21 protein-coding genes are annotated in these 20,993 nt (G+C 67.1%); 12 read left to right on the top strand and 9 right to left on the bottom strand.

All coding sequences use genetic code 11. The features are described 5' to 3' along the window. Positions 1-3: 3 nt before the first annotated feature. A complete protein-coding gene (locus F6X40_RS25550; protein ID WP_187629693.1) occupies positions 4-1,821 on the bottom strand; it encodes a methanol/ethanol family PQQ-dependent dehydrogenase in 1,818 nt (605 codons plus the stop codon). A gap of 418 nt (positions 1,822-2,239) precedes the next feature. On the opposite strand from F6X40_RS25550, the gene F6X40_RS25545 reads away from it, so the two are divergent. The 9 genes from F6X40_RS25545 to F6X40_RS25505 all read left to right on the top strand — a co-directional run bounded on the left by F6X40_RS25545 (position 2,240) and on the right by F6X40_RS25505 (position 10,304). Further along, entirely contained in the window at positions 2,240-2,638 is a 399-nt protein-coding gene (locus tag F6X40_RS25545; RefSeq protein WP_090809095.1) for a 4a-hydroxytetrahydrobiopterin dehydratase, read from the top strand. Between the two features lie 273 nt (positions 2,639-2,911). Beyond that, a complete protein-coding gene (locus tag F6X40_RS25540) occupies positions 2,912-3,937 on the top strand; it encodes a beta-ribofuranosylaminobenzene 5'-phosphate synthase family protein (RefSeq protein WP_090810411.1) in 1,026 nt (341 codons plus the stop codon). 117 nt (positions 3,938-4,054) lie between these two features. Beyond that, positions 4,055-4,981, top strand: a complete 927-nt coding sequence (locus tag F6X40_RS25535; RefSeq protein WP_187629692.1) for an NAD(P)-dependent methylenetetrahydromethanopterin dehydrogenase — start codon at positions 4,055-4,057, stop codon at positions 4,979-4,981. 11 nt (positions 4,982-4,992) lie between these two features. Then, the gene (locus F6X40_RS25530; protein WP_187629691.1) at positions 4,993-6,216 is read left to right on the top strand and encodes an ATP-grasp domain-containing protein; all 1,224 of its coding nucleotides are present in this window, start codon (positions 4,993-4,995) and stop codon (positions 6,214-6,216) included. After that, positions 6,179-7,219 (top strand): methenyltetrahydromethanopterin cyclohydrolase, encoded by a 1,041-nt coding sequence (mch, locus tag F6X40_RS25525; RefSeq protein WP_262421544.1) that lies wholly within the window; start codon positions 6,179-6,181, stop codon positions 7,217-7,219. Before F6X40_RS25530 ends, mch begins: the two co-directional genes overlap by 38 nt. Further along, positions 7,216-8,187, top strand: a complete 972-nt coding sequence (locus F6X40_RS25520) for a RimK family alpha-L-glutamate ligase (protein ID WP_187629690.1) — start codon at positions 7,216-7,218, stop codon at positions 8,185-8,187. The genes mch and F6X40_RS25520 overlap by 4 nt, the downstream gene beginning before the upstream one ends. A 5-nt stretch (positions 8,188-8,192) precedes the next feature. Further along, complete coding sequence (locus F6X40_RS25515) at positions 8,193-9,095, top strand: triphosphoribosyl-dephospho-CoA synthase (protein WP_187629689.1); 903 nt, start codon at positions 8,193-8,195, stop codon at positions 9,093-9,095. 184 nt (positions 9,096-9,279) lie between these two features. After that, positions 9,280-9,789, top strand: a complete 510-nt coding sequence (fae, locus tag F6X40_RS25510) for a formaldehyde-activating enzyme (RefSeq protein ID WP_090809086.1) — start codon at positions 9,280-9,282, stop codon at positions 9,787-9,789. Positions 9,790-9,926: 137 nt separating this feature from the next. Then, entirely contained in the window at positions 9,927-10,304 is a 378-nt protein-coding gene (locus tag F6X40_RS25505; RefSeq protein WP_184064719.1) for a hypothetical protein, read from the top strand. Positions 10,305-10,425: 121 nt separating this feature from the next. Here the strand turns inward: F6X40_RS25505 and F6X40_RS25500 are convergent, their stop codons facing one another. Next, complete coding sequence (locus F6X40_RS25500; protein WP_184064716.1) at positions 10,426-10,932, bottom strand: dihydroneopterin aldolase; 507 nt, start codon at positions 10,930-10,932, stop codon at positions 10,426-10,428. Between the two features lie 388 nt (positions 10,933-11,320). Here F6X40_RS25500 and F6X40_RS25495 point away from each other — a divergent pair, with 388 nt between their 5' ends. Genes F6X40_RS25495 through F6X40_RS25485 form a run of 3 tightly spaced genes read left to right on the top strand, consistent with a single transcriptional unit; the run spans position 11,321 to position 15,362 of the window. After that, positions 11,321-13,375, top strand: coding sequence for a sigma-54-dependent Fis family transcriptional regulator (locus F6X40_RS25495; protein WP_187629688.1), 2,055 nt, complete (start codon positions 11,321-11,323; stop codon positions 13,373-13,375). Beyond that, positions 13,372-14,001: a flavoprotein gene (locus tag F6X40_RS25490; RefSeq protein ID WP_187629687.1), complete on the top strand. Its 630-nt coding sequence runs from the start codon at positions 13,372-13,374 to the stop codon at positions 13,999-14,001. Before F6X40_RS25495 ends, F6X40_RS25490 begins: the two co-directional genes overlap by 4 nt. Continuing rightward, a complete protein-coding gene (locus tag F6X40_RS25485; RefSeq protein WP_184064707.1) occupies positions 13,980-15,362 on the top strand; it encodes a DUF6513 domain-containing protein in 1,383 nt (460 codons plus the stop codon). Before F6X40_RS25490 ends, F6X40_RS25485 begins: the two co-directional genes overlap by 22 nt. Before the next feature lie 13 nt (positions 15,363-15,375). Here the strand turns inward: F6X40_RS25485 and rpe are convergent, their stop codons facing one another. The 7 genes from rpe to F6X40_RS25455 are packed head-to-tail and all read right to left on the bottom strand — an operon-like array spanning position 15,376 to position 20,900. After that, positions 15,376-16,083 (bottom strand): ribulose-phosphate 3-epimerase, encoded by a 708-nt coding sequence (gene rpe / locus F6X40_RS25480; RefSeq protein ID WP_187629686.1) that lies wholly within the window; start codon positions 16,081-16,083, stop codon positions 15,376-15,378. Positions 16,084-16,105: 22 nt separating this feature from the next. Then, the gene (fba, locus tag F6X40_RS25475; protein ID WP_187629685.1) at positions 16,106-17,143 is read right to left on the bottom strand and encodes a class II fructose-bisphosphate aldolase; all 1,038 of its coding nucleotides are present in this window, start codon (positions 17,141-17,143) and stop codon (positions 16,106-16,108) included. A 44-nt stretch (positions 17,144-17,187) separates the two neighbouring features. Further along, positions 17,188-17,322 (bottom strand): hypothetical protein, encoded by a 135-nt coding sequence (locus F6X40_RS42575; RefSeq protein ID WP_262421543.1) that lies wholly within the window; start codon positions 17,320-17,322, stop codon positions 17,188-17,190. A 46-nt stretch (positions 17,323-17,368) separates the two neighbouring features. After that, positions 17,369-18,241 carry a phosphoribulokinase gene (locus F6X40_RS25470; protein WP_187629684.1) on the bottom strand — a complete coding sequence of 291 codons (873 nt, stop codon included), beginning with the start codon at positions 18,239-18,241 and terminating at the stop codon, positions 17,369-17,371. Positions 18,242-18,296: 55 nt separating this feature from the next. Next, the gene (locus F6X40_RS25465; protein ID WP_187629683.1) at positions 18,297-19,400 is read right to left on the bottom strand and encodes a class 1 fructose-bisphosphatase; all 1,104 of its coding nucleotides are present in this window, start codon (positions 19,398-19,400) and stop codon (positions 18,297-18,299) included. 27 nt (positions 19,401-19,427) lie between these two features. After that, positions 19,428-20,420, bottom strand: coding sequence for a CbbX protein (gene cbbX, locus F6X40_RS25460; RefSeq protein ID WP_187629682.1), 993 nt, complete (start codon positions 20,418-20,420; stop codon positions 19,428-19,430). Positions 20,421-20,471: 51 nt separating this feature from the next. Continuing rightward, the gene (locus F6X40_RS25455; RefSeq protein ID WP_027195078.1) at positions 20,472-20,900 is read right to left on the bottom strand and encodes a ribulose bisphosphate carboxylase small subunit; all 429 of its coding nucleotides are present in this window, start codon (positions 20,898-20,900) and stop codon (positions 20,472-20,474) included. Positions 20,901-20,993: the final 93 nt, after the last annotated feature.

Genomic DNA, 20,993 nt, shown 5'->3' with positions numbered 1-20,993 from the left:
CGTTCAGCTCTTTTCGCCAGGAATCGCGAACACGAACAGCGTGCCGCCGAGCGCGGTGTACTTCGCGAGATCTTTGTAGCCGCCGACCGCACCCAGACCTTCGGTCGGCTTCTCCAGACCTGCCGCCATGCCGATGCCGGCCCAGCCGCCGATGCCCGAATACACGCCGACGTACTGCTTGCCCTGATACTCATACGTGAAGACGTTGCCGATGATTCCCGACGGCGTCTTGAAGCGCCACAGTTCCTTGCCGTCCTTGATGCGCACCGCCTTCAGGTAGCCTTCCAGCGTGCCGTAGAACGCGATGCCGCCCGCGGTCGCCAGCACACCCGACCACACCGAGAACCTCTCCGGCTTCGAGTAGACGATCTTGCCCTTGCTCGCATCCCACGCGATGAAGTTGCCCATCGCGTTGCCCTCGTTCGGGCCCGGATACATCGACAGCGTGGCGCCGACATACGGCTGTCCCGACACGTAGTCGACATCGAACGGCTCGTAGTCCATACAGACGTGGTTGGTCGGCACGAGGAACAGGTGCGAGTTCGGATCGTATGCCGCCGGTTGCTGGTCCTTCGAACCGAGTGCCGCCGGGCAGATGCCCTTCACGTTGTGATCGGAGCCGGCCGCCTGCGTCGAGTACGCCGCGTTGCGAATCGGCAGGCCGCTTTGCAGGTCGACACGGTCGGCCCAGTTCACCGCCGGGTCGTACTTCTGCGCGACCAGCAGCTGTCCGGTTACGCGATTGAGCGTATAGCCGAAGCCGTTCCGGTCGAAGTGCACGATCGCGGGCACCTGCTTGCCGTTGATCGTCAGATCGGACAGGATCATTTCGTTGACGCCGTCATAGTCCCATTCGTCGTGCGGCGTCATCTGGTAGACCCATTTGGCCATGCCGGTATTCAGGTCGCGCGCGAAGATCGACATCGACCATTTGTTGTCGCCCGGACGTTGCGTCGGGTTCCATGTGCCCGGATTGCCGGTACCGTAGTACACAAGGTTGAGTTTCGGATCCCACGCATACCAGCCCCACGTGGTGCCGCCGCCGAGCTTCCACTGATCGCCCTTCCATGACTTCAGCGACGAATCCGCGCCCACCGGCACCATCTGGCCGTTGGAGTACGTCATCGTCTTTTGCGGGTCGAGCAGCATATCGTTGTCGGGGCCCGTGCTGTACGCGGTCCAGGCCGGTTTGCCGGTCTTGATGTCGTACGCGATCAGACGCCCGCGCACGCCGAACTCGCCGCCCGAGATCCCGGTCAGCACCTTGTCGCCGAATACGTGCGGCGCGTTGGTGTTGGTTTCGCCGGCTTTCGGATTGCCGTTCTGCGCGGTCCACACCACGTCGCCCGTCTTCGCGTTCAGCGCGACGAGCTTGGTGTCGGCCTGCTGCAGGAAGATCTTGCCGTCGCCGTACGCGAGACCGCGATTGACGGTGTCGCAGCACATCACGGAGACGACCTGCTCGTCCTGTTTCGGCTGATACTGCCAGAGGAACGTCTGATCCTTCAGGTTGACCGCAATGACCTTGTTCGGAAACGGGGAGTGGACATACATCGTGTCGCCGATCACGAGCGGCGCGCCTTCATGGCCGCGTAGCACCCCGGTCGACATGGTCCATGCGACCTGCAGTTTGCCGACGTTGTTCTCGTTGATCTGCTTGAGCGGGCTGTAGCGGTGATTCGCATAATCGCCCGCCTGGGCCGCCCAGTTGGCTGGATTTTTCATCAGCCCGTCGAGCTGCGAATCGGCCTGCGCAGCCAGAGAGCCAAAGGCTGCGGATGCGAGGATCGCGAGCCCAAGAACTACATTGCGTAAGTTCATGTCTCCTCCAGAATTGTCCTGCTGTTCAACTCACGAATGACCCACGCTACCTCATCGCATCGTGCGCGCCTTCTCGAGTGCGGGTAACGATTAACGCGCTATCCCGATTCGATGTCGGGCTTCGCGACGCATGAACGGCCGACGCATATTCCATGCCGGAACAGCGGCAACGTTTGCCGCTATTGGCTGCGCTGGCCCGGCGACTCGGCACGCGCGAGGCGTCGCGGCACTCGGGCGTTGCACGCCGATGCTTGCATGGCGGTAAGCTGAAGGGCCTGCGTCACGCGATGCGGCACATACTGTGTCACTTGCGTGATACGAATCGTGTCCTTTGCGAATCACACGCCGCGGCACGGGCCTGTCACTTGCAACGATGCTTCGTTCGGCGATCGATTCGCGCATTCGAGGAGCAACAGCCATGGCAAACACCGAGCACGTCTATACCGACGAAGAGATCCAGCAGCGCCTCGTCGGTCCGCTGCAGCACTGGTATCTGGAAGATGGCTGGCTGCGGCGCAAATACCGCACCGAGGGCTGGAAGGGAACGCTGATGGTGGTCAACACCGTCGGCCACCTCGCGGAAGCCGCCTGGCACCACCCCGATCTGACGGTCTCGTACGCCTTCGTGACCGTGAAGCTGAAGACGCACAGCGCCAAGGGCATCACCGATAAGGACTTCGCGCTCGCGACGAAGATCGAATCGGTGGTCCACTGGCAGCCCGGCCTCGAGGACGGCCCGCTCGAAGGCACGCCCGCCGACGATCAGCGCTTCCGCTATATCAAGTACGACGCGCCCAAACCCGCGCAAGGCAGTTGACACGCGTTCCTGTCGCCGGATGAAACAGCGCGTGACACAGTGCGCCTTCGGCGTCACACAGCGTCCATGCGGCGGCGAACCGCGTGGGGCGCGGCGTGCCCGTTTAGAGGTTCCAATGGGCCGAACCCGCGGCGGCGGCCGTTGCGCGTGCCTGGTACGGCTTTCGCTTGACGTCGCCGGGTGCACTTATCGCTGGAACCCGCGACGCGTTGCGGACGCCCCGCGGCCGAACCCGGTCTTGCGCACCCGCAAGGACACCTGAGGACACTCGAGATGCCGCTTCAGCTCCGCCGCCTGCCGCCACGCGCCCCCATCACGATCGATGCGCCCGCGCGGCTGCATCTGGGCTTTCTCGATCCGAACGCGTCGCTCGGGCGTGCGTTCGGCAGCCTGGGGCTCGTCATCGATACGCACGGCACGCGGATCGAAGCGCGGCTCGCCGAACGCGAGCAGATCGGCGGGGTGGTCAGCGAGGCCGAGCGCGAGCGCATCGCGCTGAGTCTCGCGCGGCTGCAGGCCGCCTATGGACCGGCGACACTCGCGATCGACGTGCTGGAGGCGCCACGCGCGCACACCGGCCTCGGCTCCGGCACGCAGCTGGCGCTGGCGGTCGGCACCGCGTTCGCGCGCCTCGTCGGCCAGCCGGCGCGGAGCGCCGAGCTCGCCAGTCTGCTCGGGCGCGGCGCCCGCTCCGGCATCGGCATACTCGGCTTCGAGTGCGGCGGCCTGCTGCTCGATGGCGGCCCGCCCGGCGATCTGCGCCAGAGCATGCCGCCGCTGCTGTCGCGCCAGCCGTTTCCGCAGCCGTGGCGCGTGCTGCTCGTCAGCGACAACAGCCGCGAGGGCTTGCACGGTACCGAGGAACGCAGCGCGCTCGCATCGCTCGCGCCGTTTCCGCAGCGGCTCGCCGCGCATCTGTGCCATCTGGTGCTGATGCAGATCCTGCCCGGCGCCGCCGAACATAACTTCGCGCCGTTCGCGCACGGCCTCACCGAGCTGCAGCAGACCATCGGCGAATATTTCGCGAGCGCGCAAGGCGGCGTGTTCGCGAGTCCCGACGTCGAGCACGTACTGCGCGCGGTCGCCGCCGAACGCACCGCCGGCATCGGCCAGACCTCGTGGGGCCCGACTGGCTTCGCGGTGCTCGCGAGCGCGCGCGAGGCCGACCGCGCACTCGCGACCGCGCGCGCCGTCGCGAGCGCGCTGCCGCATATCGAATGCAGCGTCGTCGCGGGCCGTAATAGCGGCGCGGCGATCAGCGGCGCCGAGGCGCGCGCGCCGCACATCGACGCCGCATGATGCGCTGCACCGCTCAGGCCGCCGCTTACCGCCGCTTACATAAGGCGCTGCCACGCGCGGCGCGGCCTTGCCTTGCCTTGCGCCGTCCCCGAGATTGCCACTAAAACGAGCCCCGCCATGTCAGAAACCCTTGAAAGGCCCTACATCCTGCACATGTTCACGGCCACGCCACAGATGAGTCCGTTCGACGTCAACATGGCCGCCGACGCCGGCTATCAGGTCATCGTGCCGTATTGCAACGTCGAAGCGGGCATGGTCGCGAATCTGACGCAGGACGCGATCTTCTCGCGCGGCCCGAAAGGGGTGTCGCGCACCGGCATCTTCATCGGCGGACGGGACGTGATGCAGGCCGCCGACATGCTCGACACCGCGCGCCGCGCGATGGTCCCGCCGTTCGAGGTCTCGGTGTTCGCCGATCCGAGCGGTTCGTACACGACCGCGGCCGCGCTCGTCGCGCTGGTCGAGCGGCATCTGGGCAAACAGCACGGCGTGGAGCTGGGCGGCAAGCGCGTGCTGATTCTCGGCGGAACGGGCGCGGTCGGGCGCATCGCGGCGGCGATCGCCGCGTCGCGCGGCGCCGACGTGACGATCGCGAGCCACCACGACCGCAATCGCGCGCGCGGGGCCTCGGCCGAAGTCAACGAGCGCTTCGGCATCTTCACGAACGGCATCAGCGCCACGACGCCCGCCGAACTGCGCGGCGCGCTCGCCGACGCGGAAATCGTGCTCGCCACCGCCGTCGCGGGCGCGCAGGTGGTCGGCAGGGACGACCTCGTGCATGCGAAGCGCCTGCTCGTCGCCGCCGACGTCAACGCGGTGCCGCCCGAAGGCATCGCCGGCGTGAATGTGATGAACGACGGCAAGCCGATCGACGGCGTGCCGAACGCGGGCGCGGTCGGCATCGGCGCGCTGGCGATCGGCAACGTCAAATATCAGGTCGAGCATCGCCTCTTCATGCGCATGCGCACGGGTGGTAAGCCGGTCTACCTGGGCTTCCCGGAAGCCTACGACGAGGCCCGCGCGGTCGCGGCCGGTCTCGGCTGAGCGCGATCGTCATGAAGTCGCACCGCCCGCTCATGCATGCGCCGTTGGTCGCGGTCGTCGGGCAGTCCGCGCGCTTGCTCGCGCAGTCCGCGGCGCGCGCCGGCCTGCATGTCGCCGCGCTCGATATCTTCGGCGACCGCGACACGCGCGAGGCCGCCGAGCTATGGTTCGACATCGGCGGTGGTGATGGCGCGCTCGGGATCGACCGGGCGCGGCTCGTCGATGCGCTTGCGCGTGTCGCGCGCTTGCCGGGTTTGCTTGGCTGGATCGGCGGCAGCGGGCTCGAACCTTTGATGCCTCAGTTGTGCCGCGAATCCGGCTTGCCGCGCTTTCTCGGCAACGCTGCCGAGGCGATCGCGGCCGTGCGCGAGCCGCGGCGTTTTTTCGCGCTGCTCGACGCGTTGCGGATTGCGCATCCGGCTGTGTCGTTCGAGCGGCCCGCGACGGCCGAGGGCTGGCTGTTCAAGCAGGCGGATGGTTGTGGCGGTACGCATATCGAGGCGGCCGACTCGTTCCATTTGACGACCGACTCCGCGCACGGCTACTTCCAGCGCATTGGCCAGGGCCGCTCGCTGTCGGCGCTTTTCATCGGCGCGCACGGCAGCGCGCATCTGATCGGTTTCGCCGAGCAATTCATCTGCGCGATCGGCGATCTGCGCTTCGTGCATGCGGGCTCGATCGGGCCGATCGACTTGCCGCCAGCGTTCATCGCGCGCGTGCAGCAAGCGCTCGACGCGCTGTGCGCAAACACCGGCCTCGTCGGCATCAACAGCTGCGACTTCCTGTCGGACGGCACCTCGTTCGAGGTGCTCGAAATCAACCCGCGCCCTTCGTCGACGATGGCGCTCTACGAAACCGCGTCGCCCGATGCATGGCCGGCCGGCCTGCTCGCCTGCCACCTCGACGCGTGCCGCCACGGCCGCGCGCCGTCGGCCGCGAGCCTCGCGCTCGCCCGCGCGCCGCGCCGGCGTGCCGGCCAGCGCGTGCTGTACGCGCAGCGGCCGTTCAGCGTCTCGGCCGCGTTCTCGGACGCCTGCCTGCGCGATCCGCAATGCCGCGACGTACCGATGCCGGGCACCCGTATCGACGCAGGGCAGCCGGTCTGCACGCTGCACGCGCGAGCGGCATCGGTGGACGCGGTGCTCACCGCGCTCGACGCGCAGCACGAACGCGTCGTCCAACGAATCGAAACCTGCGATGAACCCGACCATGCCTGCCTCCACGCCCACAGCTGAGACTTCCGCGCCCGCCGCGTTGCCGAGCGTGAACGCGCTTTCAGAGCGCCTCGTAGCACGGCTCGTCGATCAAGCGGCACAGCTCGGTGTCGCACTGACGCGCACGCGCGACGGCACCGTGATCGCGGACGCCGGCGTCGATGCGCGCGGCAGCCTCGACGCCGGCGTGCTGATCGCGCGCATCTGCATGGGCGGTCTCGGCCGCGTCGCGGTACGCGCGAACTTCGACGCCGCGCCGCTGTGGCCGACGATGCTCGAGGTCAGCACATCGTCGCCGGTGCTCGCCTGTCTGGGCAGCCAGTACGCGGGCTGGAGCCTGTCGGCGACCAGGGAGCAGACCGGCGGCAAGAGATTCTTTTCGCTCGGCTCGGGGCCCGCGCGCGCGCTCGCGGTCAAGGAGCCGCTATTCGACGAACTCGGCTATCGCGACCGCCACGAGCGCGGCGCGCTGGTGCTCGAAGTGGACCGCCTGCCGCCGCAGGTCGTGATCGACAAGGTGCTGCACGATTGCGGCCTCGCGCCCGAACACCTGACGCTGATCGTCACGCCGACACACTCTGTCGCGGGAACGGTACAGGTCGTCGCCCGCGTCGTCGAAGTTGCGCTGCACAAGGTGCACGTGCTCGGCGTACCGCTCGATGAGATCGTCGCGGGGACGGGCTCGGCGCCGCTGCCGCCGCCCGCGCCCGACGGCATTCAGGCGATGGGCCGCACCAACGACGCGATCCTGTACGGCGGCCGCGTGCACCTGAGCGTCCAGCACGACGAGATCGCGCAACGTCTCGCCGACACCCTCCCCTCCGCCAATTCGCGCGACTACGGCCGGCCGTTCGCGGACGTCTTCACGGCCGTCAACTTCGACTTCTATCAGATCGATCCCGCGCTGTTCGCGCCCGCCGAGGTGTGGGTCAGCAGCCTCGAAAGCGGCGCGACCTATCATGGCGGCCGGCTCGACGGCGGCCTGCTGCGCAAACAGTGGGGCGGCGAGTCCGTCGCACGATGATGATCACATCAGGCGTGCGCATCGCGATCATGACCGACGAAACCGGCTGGCACACCGGCCGGCTGAAAAAGGCGTTCCGCGCGCGCGGCGCCGAGGCGCGTTGCGTCGATCTCGCGGATTGCCGCATCGACACCACGTGGCTGCCGCACGGCCTCGCGATCCCGGGCTTCGGCCGCACGCTGCCGGACGCGGTGTTCGTACGCGGCATCGCCGGCGGCAGCTTCGAGCAGGTGACGCTGCGGCTCGGCATCCTGCACGCGCTGCGCGAATCGGGCGTGCCGGTGTACAACGACGCGCGCGCGATCGAGCGCAGCGTCGACAAGTCGATGACGAGCTTCCTGCTGCATCGCGCGGGCGTGCCGACACCGGCCACCTGGGCCGGCGAATCCGCCGCGTTCGCGCAACGCGTACTGATGCACGAAGCGGCCGCCGGCCGTCAGGTCGTGCTCAAGCCGCTGTTCGGCTCGCAAGGCCACGGGCTCAAACGGCTCGGCGCGCGCGGCGGGCTGCTCGCGCCATTGCCGTCGCTCGCGCGTTATCGGCAGGTCGCTTATCTGCAGCGCTTCGTCGCGAGCGACCGGCCGGGTTTCGACTGGCGCGTGCTGGTGATTGGCGGCAAGGCGGTTGCGGCGATGCGGCGCAGCGGCGGCAAGGGCTGGATTCACAACGTTGCGCAAGGCGCGCGCTGCGAGCCCGCCGAGCTCACGGTCCCGCTCGCACAGACGGCAGTGCGCGCAACCGCCGCGCTCGGGCTCGACTACGCGGGCGTGGACCTGATCCCGAATGCCGACGACGCCGCGCTGCCCCTCGTGCTCGAAGTCAACGGCGTGGCCGCGTGGCGCGGTTTGCAGTCGGTCGTGCCGCTCGATGTCGCGGCGGCGCTCGTCGACGATCTGCTCGATCGCAGGCTGGCCGGGCAAGCCGCTAGCGCCGGGTTGCCCGAGCAGTCTGCGCAGCGCCGGGCGTGAGCGCGATGCCCGACACTCATGCGATTCCCGTCGAGCACGCGCGCGCGGCCTTCCTCGAAGCCTGCGCGCTCGACGTCACCACGCCGAAACCCGGCAACGTCAGCACCCAAAGCCCCGGCCACGGCATGCACGCGGCCCAGTTCCTCGCCAGCGCGGACGCGTCGCTCGACGCGCTATTCGCGCGCGGCGAGCGCGTCGGACAGCGCATTCTCGACGCGGTCACGCGCACGCGCGCGGCCGTCGGCTGCAATACGAATCTCGGCATCGTGCTGCTGGTCGCGCCGCTCGCCGCGGCCCTCGACGAAACCGGCGAACCGCCGGTGTCGGCGCAAGCGTGGCGCGCGGCCGTCGGCGACGTGCTGAGCCGGCTCGACGTCGAAGACGCTCGGCTTGCTTACCGCGCGATCGCGCTCGCCAATCCCGGCGGCCTCGGCGACGCGCCCGAGCAATCGGTCCACGCACCGCCGACGATCGGCCTGCGCGACGCGATGCGGCTCGCCAGCGAGCGCGACAGCATCGCGCGGCAGTACGCGAACGGTTTCGCCGACCTGTTCGACACCGGCCTCGCCGCCTACTTCGAAGCCTCGAGACCAACGCCCGAACCCGCGCCCGCCGATCCAGGCGAAATCGCGATGCTCAACCTGTTTCTCACGTTCCTCGGCGGCTGGCCCGACTCTCACATTGTGCGCAAGCACGGCCGCGCTCTGGCGCAGAGTGTCACGCTCGTGGCACGCGAACAGCGCGCGCGCTGGCGCCAAACGCGATCCGCCGCGCGCCGCTCGGCAAGCGATCCGCAACTCGATGCTTGGGACGCCGAATTGAAGGCCCGCGCGATCAATCCCGGCACCAGCGCGGACCTCGCGGTGGCCACGCTGTTTCTTGCGCGCTGCGTCGAAGGGCGCGGTTAACCCTGAATCGTCTGGACTGAACACGACCCGGACAGGCGCGCCAGCAGGCCCTTTGCCAAAACTGGCACGGAACCTGTTAGTTAGTACCGCCGTGCATTCCCGCACCGCTCTCGCGATGCTGATCCGGACGATCGCGGGCGGCGCCTCGTCAGCAGGTCCATACCTACTCTTTTGGAGGAACAGAATGGCCAAGATCAACCGCGTCATGATCGGTGAGTCGCTCGTCGGCGACGGCAACGAGGTCGCGCACATCGACTTGCTGATCGGACCGCGAGGTTCGGCTGCGGAAACCGCGTTCTGCAACGCCCTCACCAACAACAAGGACGGATTCACGTCGCTGCTCGCCGTCGTCGCGCCCAATCTCATCACGAAGCCCAATACGATCCTGTTCAACAAGGTGACGATCAAAGGCGCCAAGCAGGCCGTGCAGATGTTCGGCCCGGCGCAGCACGCGGTCGCGCTCGCGGTGGCCGACAGTGTCGAGGACGGCACGATCCCGCAGGAAGAAGCCGACGATCTGTTCCTCTGCGTCGGCGTGTTCATTCACTGGCAGGCCGAGGACGACAAGAAGATCCAGCAGTTCAACTATCAGGCGACGCGCGAGGCCATCAAGCGCGCGGTCAGCGGCGACCCGAGCGCGGCTGAAGTGCTGGCGAAGAAGGGCAGCGTCGCGCATCCGTTCGCGCCGAACTGACGGCGCATGCAAGCGCAGGAGACGCGGCGCCGTTGCCGGCCCCGCCTCTTCGCGCATCCCGTCGCCTCGCGGCCGCAAGGCACGCATCTCGCGCAGCGGTTCGCGAAGCAGGCTCAATGCTCTCGCAGAGGCATTCAATGACCAACAGATGTCGCGCGCTTCTCGCCTTTACCTCGCTCCTGCTCGCCGCGCCGCTCGCGTGGGCGGGCGGCTACAACTATCCGACCGAGGGCCGCGTCGAATACGTGCTCAGCTGCATGGACGATAACGGCCACGATTTCGCGAACGTCTACAAGTGCTCGTGCGTGATCGACAAGATGGCCGCGTCGTTGCCGTACGACGAATTCGTCGACCAGTCGACCTTCTCGAAGTACGCGACGCTAGGCGGCGAAGGCGGCGCGGAATTCCGCGTCGACCACGCCAAGGCGCAAACCAGGCGCTTCCGCGCGCTGCAAACCAGCGCATATCAGGCGTGCGGACTCGGTCCGCAGAAAACGTCGACCGTGGCGAAATGACCACGGCCTGAAACGCGCCGGGCGTTTGGCGCGCCCGGCTCGGCGCGCCCGGCTCGGCGCCCCCGGCTAGGCGCCCCCCGCTCGGCGCGCCCGGCTAGGCGCCCCCGGCTAGGCGCCCCCCTCAATTCGGCACCAGCCCCTCGCCCAGCGACGCGTACCGCGCGAGACCCACGGCCGCCGCCGAGCCATCGCCGCGACGCCGCTCGATCTGCACGCCGACGGCCGCGAGGTCGGCGAACTTGGCCGGCTTCGCGAGCGACACGCGCACCCAGTGCGCGCCGAAGTCGGCGATCAGCCGTTGCGCGATCGTCTCGGCAAGCGCCTCCAGCAGCCGCACGCGATGCGACGCGAACAGCTCGAGCAGCGCCCCGCGCACGGCCGCGTAGTTGACCGTATCTTCGATCCGGTCCGTCGCGCAGGCGCGGATCGCTGGCACGCCGATAGCCAGGTTCACACGCACCGGTTGCGCAACATGCAACTCGCTGCTATCGATACCGATGACCGTCTGGCCGATGAAATTCTCGATGAATACGATGTCGAGGCGCTCGGGCAACGCGCCGACTTGCGGGCCGGGATTGGCGCCGAGGCTGGAAAATGCGGCAAGGCGAACAGTATCGAAACGATCCATGATTTGATCTCCGCCGCGGCGCGGCCCAGGATTGAACAGCCTGTGATGACGAGCGAAACGATGCAACAGTAGAACAGTAGAACTGAACGACGCGCGGCACACTCTGTGCCGAAGCTGCGACAGGCATGCAACCTGCAACCCGTTTAACGCGTCGCGCATCGAGAAAAGCAAAATCCGGGCACAGTGAGGTAAACCCAGTGTGACTTTCTGTTGAACCAATCCTGCATCGGGCGTACAGTTTTCAACACCCGCCTCCTAGTAGGGCCGGTCGGGAGGGCGCAGGCGAACCGAGATTGCGCCGCGCCAGGGGCAGGCAGGCTTGATAAAGCGGCATTCGCGGCGTGCGAAGCAGTCACGCTTGCGAAATGACGCAACGGAGACAAATCCCATGTCGTTGCTCGCTGACAGCAGTACGCACGTCCGGGAAGTTCTGAACGTGGTCAACCATCAGTTGACCACGCGCCCGACAAGCGAACCCGTAGCTCAGTCGTGGACGCGCTGCATCAACGAATTCCAGCTGGACCCCGCGCGTTTCGTGCCGCCGCCGGTGCTCACCGAGTACGAACTCAGCGCGCGCCGTGAGGCGCTCGGCGATCTGATCGCGTGTTCGAAGCTCGAGATGACGACGCTCTACCAGCAACTGGCCGATCCCGAGCTCGCGGTCGTGCTCGTCGATTCTGGCGGCGTGATCGTGCATCAGGTGTCGTCCGTGCCGTTCGCCGAGGCGGTCGCCGTCGACGGCTTTCGCGTCGGCGCGCTGTGGAGCGAACGCGAAGCCGGCACCAACGGCATGGGCACCTGTCTCGCGGAGCGCGACTGCATTGCCGTCTGTCAGCACGAGCATTTCTATCCGCGCTATACGTCGCTGACGTGCTCGGCCGCGCCGATCTTCGACGACGGCGGCGAAATCGCCGGCGTGCTCGACGTCACGAGCCGCTCGAAGCTGCTGCAGCAGCACTCGCTGGTGCTGGTCGGCATGTCGCGGCAGATGATCGAAAACCGTCTGCTCGATGCGCGCTACCGGCACGCCAACATGATCCATTTCCACAGCCGCCCGGAATTCGTCGGCACGCTGCACGGCGGCAAGCTCGCGGTCGGCGACGACAGCACCGTGCTCGCCGCGAATCGCAGCGCGCTGTTCCAGCTGGGCTTCCGCTCGCTGAGCGAGCTGCGCGGCCGGCGCATCGAGGAAGCATTCAACGCGTCGCTCGAAGACATGATCGCGCGCAGCATTCGCGGCTCGTTCCATCCGGTCACCGTCTACAGCGCAAACGCGACGAACCGCTTTTTCCTCGTCGCGCAGACGCCGCAAAACGCCACGGGGCGCGTGACGCGCGTGCTCGTCCCCGACTCCGCCATGCGCGCCAACGCCTCCGAAAAACACGAGAAACATCCGCCGGTGCCGAAGCTCGACGAGATCGCGCACCTCGAATTCGGCGACCCGCGCATGGCCTCGCAGATCCAGTTGGCCGCGCGCGTGATCCAGCGCAAGATTCCGATCGTGCTGCGCGGCCAGACCGGCACCGGCAAGGAAGTCTTCGCGCAGGCGTTGCATAGCATCAGCCCGCACGCCGACGGTCTGTTCGTGCCGGTCAACTGCGCGTCGCTGCCGGAGAACCTGATCGAGAGCGAGCTGTTCGGCTACCGCGCGGGCGCGTTTACCGGCGCGCAGCGTGAAGGACGGCGCGGCAAGATCGTGCAGGCCAACGGCGGTACGCTGTTTCTCGACGAGATCGGCGACATGCCGCTCGTGTTGCAGGCTCGCCTGCTGCGCGTGATCGAGGAACACGAGGTCACGCCGCTCGGCGCCGAGACCACCGTCAAGGTCAATTTCCAGCTGATCAGCGCGAGCCACCGCAATCTGCTCGAACTCGTGCAAAGCGGGCAATTCCGCGAGGATCTGTACTACCGGCTCAAGGGCGTCGAGCTGAATCTGCCGGCGCTGCGCGAGCGCGTCGACAAGCTGCCGCTGATCCATCATCTGCTCGCGAACGAAACCGACGATCCGCCCGATCTGACGCCGGAAGCCGAACACGCGCTGCTCACCTACGCGTGGCCCGGCAACATCCGTCAGCTGCGTCACGTGTTGCAGATGGCCATCGCGCTGTCCGACGGCGAGCCGATCCGCTGCGAGCATCTGCCGCCCGAGGTCACGCAACGCACGTCGGCGGTCGACCTGCCGATCGCGCTGCGCCTCGCGAACGCGGACATGGACGGGCATCTCGCCGACGAAGCGGACATTTCTTCGCTGAACGCGATCCAGCTGAACGAGCGCGAAACGGTGCTGTCGCTGCTCGACGAGCACCGCTGGAACGTCAGCAACGTCGCGAAGGCGCTCGGCATCAGCCGCAATACGCTGTATCGCAAGATGCGCCGGCTGCACATCCGGCTGTCGCATGAAGGCTCGCCGGCCGACGGCATGCCGTTCGATCTCGACGCATGACCGGGTCGTCCCTCAGGTCCCCCAGCGAGTCTGCCCGCAAGGGCGCCCGCAATCTCGCCGACTTCAGGCCGGATGCGCACTTCGCGTGGTGCGTGACCGGCTCCGGTCATATGCTGGAAGAATCGATCGCGCTCGCGCGGCGCTTGCCGCGCGTCGATCTGTTTCTGTCCGCGGCGGCCGAGGAAGTGCTGCCGCTTTATGGCTGGTCGCTCGACAAGCTGCGCGAACACTTTCGCGTACTGCGCGACAACAGCGCGAGCGGCGTGCCGGTCGGCATGCTGTATCACGGCGTGTATCACACGGTCGTGATCGCACCCGCCACCAGCAACACGGTCGCCAAATGTGCTTACGGCATCTCGGATACGCTGCCGACCAATATGTACGCGCAGGCCGGCAAGCAATGCATCCCCGGCATCGTCTTTGCGTGCGACACCGAACCGAGCGTGATCACGCATAGCCCGGACGAATGGGTCGAACTGCGGCCACGGGCGATCGAACTCGACAACGTCGAGCGTCTGGCGCGCTTCGAATACACGACGCTCGCGCGCTCGCTCGACGAACTCGAAGCGGCGCTCACCCAACGCCTCGCGACCCTCGACCTCGCATGGACCACCTCCTCTTCCTGACCGGCCGGCTTGCCGAACCGAGCCTGCGGCGCGTGCTCGACGGCATGGCGCCGACGCCGTTCAGTTGGGAGGTGCGCGAAATCGGCCTGCAAGTGGCCGCGTTGATGACCGCCGACCTGATCCAGCGCCGCGTGAGCGCGCCGCTCGCCGCGCAGCGCGTGATCGTGCCGGGCCGCTGCCGTGGCGATCTCGACGCGCTGGGCGCGCACTACGGCGTGCCGTTCGAACGCGGTCCCGAGGAGGTCAAGGACTTGCCGCAGTTTTTCGGCCGCAAGGCGAAGCCGTTCGATCTGAGCCGCTACGACACGGAGATTTTCGCGGAGATCGTCGATGCGCCGCGCCTCGACCTCGACGGCATCGCGGCAAGGGCGCGCGAGTATGCGGCCCAAGGCGCGGACGTGATCGACATCGGCTGTCTGCCGGACACGGCGTTTGCGCATCTCGAAGATGCGGTGCGGCGGCTGAAGGCCGAAGGCTATCGCGTCAGCGTCGATTCGATGCGCAACGACGAACTGCTGCGCGGCGGCCGCGCGGGCGCCGACTATCTGATGAGCCTGAACCTCGACACGCTATGGATCGCCGACGAAGTGCCGTCGACGCCGATCCTCGTCGCGCGCGAACCGGCCGACCCCGCTTCGCTCGACGCCGCGATCGACGCGCTGTCCGCGCGCGGCCGCGCGTTTCTCGCCGATCCGATTCTCGATCCGATTCCGTTCGGGCTGGCCGCGTCGATTGCGCGCTATGTGCGTTTGCGCGAGCGCTATCCCGACATCGCGATCATGATGGGCATCGGCAACGTGACCGAACTGACCGAGGCCGACACGAGCGGCATCAACGCGGTGCTGCTCGGCATGGCGGCTGAATTGCGCGTTGGCGCGGTGCTGGCGACGTCGGTGAGCCAGCATGCGCGGCGCGCGTTGCGCGAAGCCGATGTCGCGCGCCGCGTGATGCATGCCGCGCGCGATGCGCAGGTGCTGCCGAAGGGCATCAGCACCGAACTCGCGACGGTCCACGCGAAACGGCCGTTTCCGTACAGCGCCGAAGAAATCGACGAATTCGCGCGCGGCGTGCGTGACCCGAATTTCCGCGTGCAGATCAGCGCCGACGGCATTCACGTGTACAACCGCGACGGCCATCGTCGCGGCGACGATCCGTTCGCGCTGTACCCGCAGTTGAACCTCGAAACAGACGGCGGCCACGCGTTCTATATGGGCGTGCAGCTTGCGCGCGCCGAGATTGCATGGCGGCTCGGCAAGCGCTTCGATCAGGACCAGCCGCTCGACTGGGGCTGCGCGGTCGACCGGCCTGAAGAAGATCTCAGCGCATGGTGCGCGCCGGGCGAGACAATGAAAAAGCGCTGAAACAGCAGCGCCATCATTGCATGGCGGCCACCCCCGCGGGTTCGTCGACAGTAGCCAGTTCGCCGCGCATGCCGCGGATCGCCTGCGCGCGATCGCCCGCACCGAACACGGCCGACCCGGCAACGAACACGTCCGCGCCCGCCATGGCGACACGCGCGATGTTCGACGCCTTCACGCCGCCGTCCACTTCGATCAGCAAGGGCCGCCCGGTGCGCTGCATCGTCGTGTCGACGCGCTCGCGCAGCAGCCGCAGCTTGTCGAGCGTTTCGGCGATGAATGCCTGGCCGCCGAAGCCCGGATTCACCGACATCACCAGCACGACGTCGAGCATCTCCAGCACGTGATCGAGCGCCGCGAGCGGCGTCGCCGGATTCAGCGCCAGCCCCGCGCGCGCACCGTGCGAGCGGATCAGTTCGATGGTCCGATGCACGTGCAGCGTCGCCTCCGGATGAAAACTGATCAGGTTCGCGCCGGCCTCGGCAAACGCCGACACCAGCGGATCGACGGGCGTGGTCATCAGATGCACGTCGAACGGCAGCGTCGTGTACGGCCGGATCGCCGAGCACACGAGTGGGCCGACCGTCAGGTTCGGCACGTAGTGGTTGTCCATCACGTCCAGATGAATCCAGTCCGCACCGGCCGCCGTCACGTCGCGAATCTCGTCGGCGAGCCGGGCAAAATCCGCCGACAGCAGCGACGGCGCAATCAGGAATTCGCGCATTGCGTTCTCCGTGGCAGTGGCGTTAGTGGTAGCGGCTCGCCATCGTATCGAGCGGCAGCGGCTTGATGCGCGCCGCCTGCCCCGCGCAACCGAACGCCTCGAATCGCTCGACGCAGATCGCGCTCGCCGCGGCGGTGGCGGCCTTCAATGCCGCGCGCGGATCGAACTCCGCGCGCGCGTTGGCGAGCGACCTGCGCATCGCGCCGCTCATCGCGAGACGGATGTCGGTGTCGATGTTGACCTTGCGCACGCCCTGGGCGATGCCGCGGCGGATTTCGTCGACGGGCACGCCGTAGGTGGTCGGCATCTCGCCGCCATATTCGCGGATCACCGCGAGCCATTCCTGCGGCACCGACGACGAACCGTGCATCACCAGATGCGTGTTCGGAATGCGCGCATGGATATCGGCGATCCGGTCGATCGCGAGGATGTCGCCGGTCGGCTCGCGGCTGAACTTGTACGCGCCGTGCGACGTGCCGATCGCGATCGCGAGCGCATCGACGCCGGTCGCGTCGACGAAGCGCCGCGCTTCGTCCGGATCGGTCAGCAGGTGCTCGCGTGTGAGCTTGCCTTGTGCGCCGACGCCGTCCTCTTCGCCTGCCGTGCCGGTTTCGAGCGAACCGAGACAGCCCAGTTCGCCCTCCACCGACACGCCGACCGCATGCGCGGCGTCCACCACGCGCCGGCTCACCTCGACGTTGTAGTCGTACGCGGCGGGGGTTTTCTGATCGGGCAGCAGCGAGCCGTCCATCATCACCGACGTGAAGCCCGAGCGGATCGCCTGCTGACACACCGCGGGGCTCGCGCCGTGATCCTGATGCAGCACGAGCGGAATGTCCGGGTGCGCTTCGAGCGCGGCGAGCACCAGATGGCGCAGATACGGCTCGCCGGCGTACTTGCGTGCGCCGGCCGACGCCTGCAGGATCACCGGGCTAGCGGTGGCCTCGGCCGCGCGCATGATCGCGTGAATCTGCTCCATGTTGTTGACGTTGAACGCGGGCACGCCGTAGTCGTGTTCGGCCGCGTGATCCAGCAGTTGCCGCAGGGTGATGAAGGCCATTGCGTGCTCCTCGACATGAAATGAAATCTTGGCGGACGGCGGGCTCAACGCGCGCGGTGCGCGACGCGCCGCGCTTCGAATCGCGCAACACGTACCACCGCATCGATCGCGAGCATGCGCAGCGCGTCGGCCATCGAGCGCGTGGCGGGTGCGTCAAGCGGTTGCGCGACTGCACTCATCGGATCTCTCCTTGCGAAATGGACCTCGGTATCCGTCCGGTACCGCTCAGGCGCGCGAGCGTCGGTCGATCAGTTGCAGGATCATCGGCGTGAAGATCAGCTGCATCGCGAGTCCCATCTTGCCGCCAGGCACGACGATCACGTTCGGGCGCGACATGAACGAGTCGTGCAGCATCGTCAGCAGATACTGGAAGTCGATACCCTTCGGCCGCGCGAAGCGGATCACGACGAAGCTCTCGTCCGGTTGCGGAATCTCGCGGGCGGTAAACGGATTCGACGTGTCCACGGTCGGCACGCGCTGGAAGTTCACATGCGTGCGCGAGAACTGCGGGCAGATGTAGTTCACGTAGTCGGGCATGCGCCGCAGGATCGTGTCGACCACCGCTTCGTGCGTGTAGCCGCGCATCGTCTGATCGCGGTGCAGCTTCTGGATCCATTCGAGGTTGATGATCGGCACGACGCCGATCATCAGATCCGCATGCCGCGCGATATCGACCCTGTCGGTCACCGCCGCGCCATGCAGCCCTTCGTAGAACATCAGGTCGGTATTGGGCGCGACCTCCTCCCACGGCGTGAAGGTGCCGCCGTCCTGCTTGTACAGTTGCGCTTCGCCCGCGTCGTGCACGTAGTGGCGAAACTGCCCGCTGCCGTTTTCGCCGTAGCGCGTGAACAGCGTTTCGAGTTCTTCGAGCAGATTCGCTTCCGGCCCGAAGTGGCTGAAATTCGGCACACCGTCGCGTTCGCGCTCCTGCATCGCCGCGCGCATGCCGTTGCGGTCGTAGCGATGGAACGCGTCGCCTTCGACGATCTGCGCATTGATGTGCTCGCGTCTGAAGATATGCGTGAAACTCTTCATGACGGTGGTGGTGCCGGCGCCGCTCGAGCCGGTCACCGCGATGATCGGATGTTTGACTGACATGCGTTTGTCTCCGGATGACTGTGTTCTGTGCGCTGAGCGCGCCGTCGGTCGCTGATCACGCCGTGAAATCCGGCAGGAACAACGAGCGCGTGCCGAACAGCGGCGACGTGAACGGCTTGTCCTCGCCGCGGTCGTATTCGCCGTGATAGCGCGCAATGCGCTCGACCTCGTTCTTCGAGCCGAGAATCACCGGCACGCGGCCATGCAGCGCGCGCGGCGCGACGTCGAGAATGCGTTCCCGGCCGGTGATCGCGAGGCCGCCCGCCTGCTCGACCAGGAAGCTCATCGGGTTCGCTTCGTAGAGCAGGCGCAGGCGTCCTTCCATCGCCGGCGTTTTCGAGTCGCGCGGATACATGAACACGCCGCCGCGCATCAGGATGCGATGCACTTCCGCGACCATCGACGCGATCCAGCGCATGTTGAAGTCGCGCGCGCGGCAACCGCTGCGGCCGTCCTTGCACTCCTGCACGTAGCGGCGCACGGGCGGCTCCCAGAAGCGCTCGTTCGATGCGTTGATCGCGAACTCGCCGGTTTCTTCCGGAATCCGGATGTTCGAATGCGTGAGCACGAAGTTGCCGATGTCGCGCTCCAGTGTGAAGCCATGCGTGCCATTGCCGACCGACAGCACCAGCATCGTCGACGGTCCATACACGGCATAGCCGGCCGCGACCTGTTCGCAGCCCGGCCGCAGGAACGCGGCTTCGCTGGTTGCATCCTCTGCCGGGTCGCGCGTGCGCAGCACCGAGAAGATCGAGCCGACCACGCCGTTGATGTCGATATTCGACGAGCCGTCGAGCGGATCGAACGCGAGCAGATACTCGCCGCGCGGATAGTCCGGCGGAATCGCGTAGACGTGCTCCATTTCCTCGGACACCATCGCGGCCAGCAAGCCGTCCCACTCGCATTGCTGCACGAAGATCTCGTTGGTCGAGACGTCGAGCTTCTTCTGTTGCTCGCCGTGCGTGTTGAGCGTTTGCGCGGAACCGTAGTTGCCGCCTAGCGCGCCCTTGGTCAGCATCGCCGAGATCGACTTGATGGCCGCCGCTACGTCGATCAGCAGCGCGGAGAGTCCTGCAGTGTCGCGCGTGTCGTCCGTACACGGCGGGCGATCGAGCGTGTCGATCAGGAACTTCGAAAGTGTCGTGCGTCCATCCTGCATGGCGTTCTCCGTCGATGGTGTCGTGATTCAGCCCGGCGGCGCCGTGACGGCGCGCGCGGTGGAAGGCGAATGCGAGGACTGCGGCGGCGCGTCGAACACGCGGCTCGCGCGCACGTCGGCGGCATCGATCAGCGTCAGCGTGGCGGCGTCGACCGGCTCGCCGCCTTGCAAGGCGCTCGCGAACAGGCGGTTCGCCTGGCGCAGCCGCGCGCGGTCGAGCGCGTTGCGCACCGAGCGCGCGTTGGCGAAATTCGGCTGGCGGATGCGGCGCGCCAGATAGTCGGCGAACGCGCGGCGCGACGCGGCATCGAAGCGGTAATGCATGGCGCCGAGCATCCGTTCGGCGATTTCGAGCAGCTCCGTTTCCTCGTAATCGGGAAACGTAACGTGATGCGCGATGCGCGAGCGGAAACCCGGATTGCTCTCGAAGAACACTTCCATTCGCGACGCGTAGCCGGCCAGAATCACGACCAGGTCGCTACGCTGGTTCTCCATCGTCTGCAACAGGATTTCGATCGCTTCCTGCCCGTAGTCGCGCTCGTTCTCCGGGCGATACAGGTAATACGCTTCGTCGATGAACAGCACGCCGCCCATCGCGCGCTTGAGCACCTCGCGCGTTTTCGGCGCGGTGTGGCCGATGTACTGGCCGACCAGATCGTCGCGTGTGACCGACACCAGATGATTGCGGCGAATGTAGCCGAGCCGGTGCAACACTTCCGCCATGCGCAGCGCAACCGTCGTCTTGCCGGTGCCGGGGTTGCCGGAGAAGCACATATGCAAGGTCGGCGCGCCGCCCGCGAGACCCAGCGAAGCCCGCGCGCGCTCGACCAGCAGATGCGCGGCGACCTCGCGAATGCGCGTTTTCACGGGCGCGAGCCCGACCAGATCGCGATCGAGTTCGCCGAGCACGTCGCCGATTCCCGAGTTGCGGTACAGCGCCGCGAGGTCGATGTGGGGCGCGGCGGCGTCGCCGTGCGCAGTGGACGCGGGCAGTGCGTCCACGGTGGCGGAGTCTGTCATGGTTCCTCCTCGCCGCGGGTCGTCGTGTGCGTCGTTGCGCGATCAGCGGCGTCAGCCCGCCGCGCCATAACGCTCGCCCGCTGGCCGGTCGCCCGCGTAGCCCGTCATGCTGTAGCGCTGCGTGCGCCCCTGCGCGTCCTGCCGCAACAGCCGGAAGCCCGGCTCCACGTCCGGCCGGTTGACGATGAACGACAGGCGCATCGTTTCGAAGGTGCGCACGGAGTCGAACGCGTTGACCTTGATGTAGTGCTGCGGCCGCGCCTCGCGGCAAGCCCTGACCTCCTGCAACACGCCGGCCGCGTCGTGCAGGTCGAACATCGGCAGACCCCACATTTCCCAGTAGGTGTTGCGCGGATGCGGGTCGTCGGTGAATTCGACCGAACAGGCCCAGCCCTGGCGCAGCGCGTAGTCGATCTGCAGGCCGATTTCCTCGTCGGTCAGCTCGGGCAGAAAAGAAAACGTTCCTTGAGTAATACGCATGACGAACCTCGTGGATGGATGTCGCGTTCGGAACGGCGTCAACGGTGCCCCGCGCGGTGCCGTTGCACCGCGTTGCGGATGCGCTCGTCAGGC

Origin of the sequence: Paraburkholderia sp. UCT31 (assembly GCF_014397655.1) — a bacterium.
GTDB classification, from domain to species: Bacteria; Pseudomonadota; Gammaproteobacteria; order Burkholderiales; family Burkholderiaceae; genus Paraburkholderia; species Paraburkholderia tuberum.
This window is presented reverse-complemented; position numbering and strand designations above follow the sequence as displayed.